Annotated in this window: 3 protein-coding genes; all 3 read right to left on the bottom strand. The window is 32.8% G+C overall.

The genetic code is table 11. From position 1 onward, the window contains the following. Positions 1-308, bottom strand: a 308-nt coding sequence (locus tag ACIQ0D_RS11260) for a c-type cytochrome (RefSeq protein ID WP_395805654.1), incomplete at its 3' end; no start/stop codon positions are given. 203 nt (positions 309-511) lie between these two features. Continuing rightward, entirely contained in the window at positions 512-3,808 is a 3,297-nt protein-coding gene (locus tag ACIQ0D_RS11255) for a VCBS repeat-containing protein (protein ID WP_395805652.1), read from the bottom strand. Positions 3,809-4,079: 271 nt separating this feature from the next. After that, on the bottom strand, positions 4,080-5,377 hold a 1,298-nt coding region (locus ACIQ0D_RS11250), incomplete at its 5' end, for a SusD/RagB family nutrient-binding outer membrane lipoprotein (RefSeq protein ID WP_395805650.1).

Genomic DNA, 5,377 nt, shown 5'->3' with positions numbered 1-5,377 from the left:
ATTGGGACAGATTTAGATTTAACGTTCGCGCTATATTTAGCAAACTGCCTAATATAGGCTATTAGTTGCCAACGTTTTTCTTCGGATAATGCAAAATTATATGCTGGCATAACACCTTTACCATTACTCAACTTCCAAAAAATTGAGCCGTCTGTTTGATTTACAAATTTTTTATCATGAAAGTTTGCTGGTTCTATATTAAATCTACCAGGTTGGCCATTTCCTAAGCCGTCTTGACCGTGGCAACTAACGCACAAGGTATTATAGAGTTTTTCACCTTCTGCAATAAATGGTGGTGAAAATGGCATGGGACTAATTATTGTGTCGGCAAAAGCGGGAGCTTTCCAAGGATCTTGCTTTAAATAATTAGATTTAAAAGATAGAATAAACAATGGAATTGATAGAATAATTATAAAAACTAAGAGTTTATATCTTATAAAAACCATTGCTTAAAGGGCTAAAAAATAATAATAAACAACATTATTTATTAATCTAACTAGAAAATATCAATTTAATAATTAATTTTTAAAAATTGCAAATTTGAATTGTTAACTCCGAAAATAAATTTTTCATTAGCCTTAGATGTAGAATTAATTGTTGTTAAACTTCTTACATCGCCCTTAATTTTTAAGCCACTTTGCTTTTGTGGAACATAATTAAACGTTCCATTTCCATTTCCAATTAATAAAACCCCATTATTAGCATTAAATTGTCCGAATTTTATTCTTGTGGAAGAATTGTTACCTGCCAATAATAAATCTTTTTTACCATCTTTATTGACGTCTAACGATGTTAAAGCGTAAATAGGTGCATATTGAACTTCAATGGGCAAGCTCTTTAATTTAAATCCATTTGTGGTGTTTTCAAGGTAAACCGTTTCTAAAATTTCAGCTTTGAGAACCTTTGCATCACTTAATTGAGATTCTGTGAATAAATCAGTAATTGTCGCATTTGCGTATTTATAGTATTCTAAGAACTTATTTTTTATTTGGGGCAATTGATCTGCAAGATCATCTCGAGACGCTGCAGGATAAGATACACCATCTAGGAAATAGCAAAAGATAGGATCAATAGACCCATTACCATCAAAATCTTTATAATACAAGCTCAATGGTTCTTTTTCACTAGCTTTAAATTGTGCATTAAGCCCCAAGTTCCCTATGACAAGATCAGCATCACCGTCATTATCAAAATCATCTGCATAAATCCTATTCCACCAGCCTGTAGAAGCAAATTTGATATAATTGGATGAAGCATCCACAAGTTTACCATTTTTATTAAGAAAAACCTTTATTGGCATCCATTCGCCAACAATAATCAAGTCTTTAATTTTATCGTTATTTAAATCAAGCCAAAGAGCATCGGTAACCATTCCAATTTCTTTAATCTGAGGGGCAATAGTGGAAGTTAAATCAGAGAAATTACCCTTCTTATCATTTATTAGAACTTTACTTTCAGGAGAAACAGGATACATCCCAGGAATAAGTCGGCCACCAACAAATAAATCTAAAAAACCGTCACCGTTTATATCAGAAGCTTTAACTACTCCTGTGCTAATCAACATATTAGGTAATGCTGAAACATTTCGTGTGAAATTTCCTTTCCCGTCATTTAAATAGATTCTGTCTTGAAGTAAACTATTATCATAAGAAAATTCATAACCACCACTTGCCACATATAAATCTAGATCACCATCATTATCAATATCAAGAAACTCAGCGGAGGTATCTTCAGATAGAGCATCAACATCAATAGAAGATGAAGATTTTTTATTGAATTGGCCATTTTGAGTTTGAATAAATAATGCCCCAGTCTGATTAGCAGCACCCCCAATAAATAAATCATCAAGGCCATCACCATTTACATCTCCTTTAGCCATGCAGGGTCCTTGTCTTGATAAGTAATTTGGCATTAAAGTTTGAACAGTAAAATCATTAAATAAATTTTCAACATGTGGATGATTAATTGGTGAGGAAGCAGAGAAATATGGAATAGTAGCGTCTTTAACCATAGACTTTAACTCAATATCTGCATTTTTAGAATCAATGGTAAGGGTCTGATTAACCTTTACATTAGTTAATTTTTGAATATTATCATTTGGCCAAATAACTATTAAAGAATCTAAAACTTTTATCTCACCTAAACCAAAATTTAAAATCGGATCAATAGAAGATTGGAAACCACGTGAAAGAAATTGTTCCTGAAAAAATTTCTTTCCTTTACTGTAAGCAATAACCTTAGCACCAATACCGAGTGAATTATTCTTATCTCCTTTTAATTTTACTTTTAGGTAAGAGTTAGGCTTAATTTTATCACTATTATTTCTATATATACTTACATAATCATTGATGTTAGAAACGATTAAATCCATATCCCCATCATTATCCAAATCAGCATAGGCAGCTCCGGATGAAATACCGGATTGATCGAGTCCCCAGTCTATATTTTTTTTAACAAATCGGTCATTTCCTATATTCTGAAAAGCATAATTGGGCATTTTTATAGTGGGCATTTTTTCGATATAATCTTTCACAGAAGTTTCCTTTCCTACTTGCCTAGATTTAATAGTTTGATCCATGGTGAACTTAAGAAAATCCATGTCTGTATAATCTTTAACATAACCATTAGTGATGAATAGGTCTTTATTCCCATCATTATCAAAATCAGAAAACAAAGCAGACCAGCTCCAATCTGTATTAGATACGCCTGCTAATTGTCCAATTTCAGAAAAAGTACCATCACCATTATTTTTCTGAAGCATATTTCTACTAAACTGATAATAAAAACCCTTGTTAAACAAAAACTGCATTTTATCGAAATTTTCGGATCCAGAATGCATTTTTTGTGTTTTATTATCTTCAGGCAACATATCAAGAGTTATTAAATCCGTATGGCCATCATTATTATAATCAGCAATATCTGATCCCATTGAATACATCGATATCTGATCCATCGATTCAGTCAATTTATCTGTAAATGTTCCATCTCCATTATTAACAAAAAGATAATCTGGTTCATTGAAATCGTTAGAAACATAAATATCAGGCCAGCTATCTTCATTAACATCAGATATAGCTACACCAAGACCAAAACTTAACACATTAGAAGTGATACCTGCTTCAATACTCACATCTTTAAAATACCCATTATCATTACGATATAACTTAGTAGCAAAGTTTGGATCTCTAAGTTTTCGTAACTGTAAATTTTCTTGAACACCAGTGCTGTATTGTTGCAAAGAATGATTGATAAGAAACATATCCAAATCACCATCTTTATCAAAATCAAAAAATGATGCTTGTGTTGAATATCCGTCATCGGCTAGCCCATATTCTTCGGCTCGTTCAGTAAATGTTAAATCACCATTATTAATAAAAAAAAGATTTTTCCTTCTTTCTGGATTTATATCTGCAGATCTTGAAACATAAATATCTAAAAATCCATCACCGTTAATATCCACCATAGTTGAGCCTGTGCACCATCCCTCTAACAATGAAATCCCACTTTTTAATGTAATATCTTCAAATTTAAAATCACCCTTGTTTATATATAGTTTATTTTTCACCATGTTACCGGTAAAAAATACATCTAGTAAGCCATCGTTATTAATATCACCAACACTAACACCAGAACCATTATAGAAATAAGAATAATTCATCACATTTAGTTCATCCCCTTCAACAAGCATGTTTCTAAATTCAACGCCAGTGTCGCTCTTATCAAGAAGAGTGAACAATTTATTGTTGTTATTACCGCAAGAAGTAAACAGAAAAATGGCTATAATTAATGAATAAAAAACTTTGGACATATAAAATCTAAAAAAAAGCATAAATAATTATTTCAAATAAAAAGATTCCATCATTAAATCGACTAATACAATAAAGGATGGACTTCAATACAATTGATATAAAAATAAATATAGGAAAGAAAAAACAAAAGGGCATCAGAATCATAAAATATCATTCTGATAAGAACGAATAAATTTAATATTACAAATAGGATATCAAAAATATTTGTAAAACAAGAAAGCCACCTCAATATTTAAGAGATGGCTTTCTTGTTAAAATTATAAGATGAAATTATTTATTCCACCAAAGTCGAGTAGCTTCATTATCAGTACCACCTAATTTGGTGACACCAGTAGCAACTCCTTTTGGATTAGTTTGTAATTCACCAATTGTAAATGGAGTACGACGAACAACACCATCTTTTGCAACCACTAAACTTTCAGAATTAATTCTTGGATAAAGTTTAGGGAAACCTGTACGACGGTATTCAGCCCATGCTTCAAGACCATCAGGCCATAAAGCAAGCCACTTTTGGGTATGAATTTGCTCTAAATGCTTTGTAGCATCTGAAGACCATAAAACAGGAATATCAGTCATTGCAGGAGAATTTACAGCATCAGTTAATGCAACTGGCACAGAAGTACTTGCAGTATAAGCAGCAATTGCAACAGCATCAACAATACCCCATTGACGCATTGAAGCATTGATACCTGCCTCATAGTATTCTTTAGCAGTACCACCACCCATATCCCATCCTTTTAACACACCTTCAGCTCTTAAGAACCATGCTTCAGAAGCCATGATGATACCAAAAGGCTGAGTAGCTTGATTTGCAGGAAGGAAATTAGCTGCAACATTAGAAACATTTGTTTGTAGGTTTGCAGTTAAACCAAGTTCAACTTGATTATATCCATTACGCAATCCTTTGAATTGTCCGGTTGCAGAAGCAGGAGCATAAAATTTAGACATTCTTGGGTCATTATAACCTTTTAATACACTTTCCATTGCAGCACTCATACGGAACTCATTCCATGCGGTAGCTTGGTTAAGTGTGTTAATTGAGTTTGCAGTAACCTTTAAGAAAGCATCATGTGCATTAGTTTCCAAAACACCACCTTTTATAGCTTCTTCAGCATTTGTCTTTGCCAATACAGGCTCCACACCAGACATACGCATAGCAATACGAAGGCGCAAAGTATTTGCAAATCTAATCCAGAGATCAACGTTTCCACCATAAATTTGATCATTATTACCGTACAAAGCAATAGTTGTTCCCTTATATGGCTGAAGGTCCTTAACAGCTTTAGTTAATAATGTTAAGAAGTCTTTATAAATAACATCTTGAGAATCATAATCTACTTGCCTTGATGCATTACCTATTTGACTATAAGGAATTGGACCCCAATAATCCGTTCTAGGTAAAAACATACGTACCTTCCAGATATTTGCAACCGCAAATGCAGCAGGATTATCAGATATACCACCAGGCTTAGTATTCTCTAATACGCCTAAAAGTGGTGGAACAGCAGAACTATAGAAAGTATTAAAGGCACCGTTTAACCAATTTCCCACCATCACATTACGATCTG

The organism is Daejeonella sp. (genome assembly GCF_044342615.1).
Lineage (GTDB): Bacteria > Bacteroidota > Bacteroidia > Sphingobacteriales > Sphingobacteriaceae > Daejeonella.
This window is presented reverse-complemented; position numbering and strand designations above follow the sequence as displayed.

Bases quoted from the DNA above. Each gene is read 5' to 3' on its own strand.
- ACIQ0D_RS11255 (WP_395805652.1), bottom strand. From the start codon at position 3,808: ATGTCCAAAGTTTTTTATTCATTAATTATAGCCATTTTTCTGTTTACT.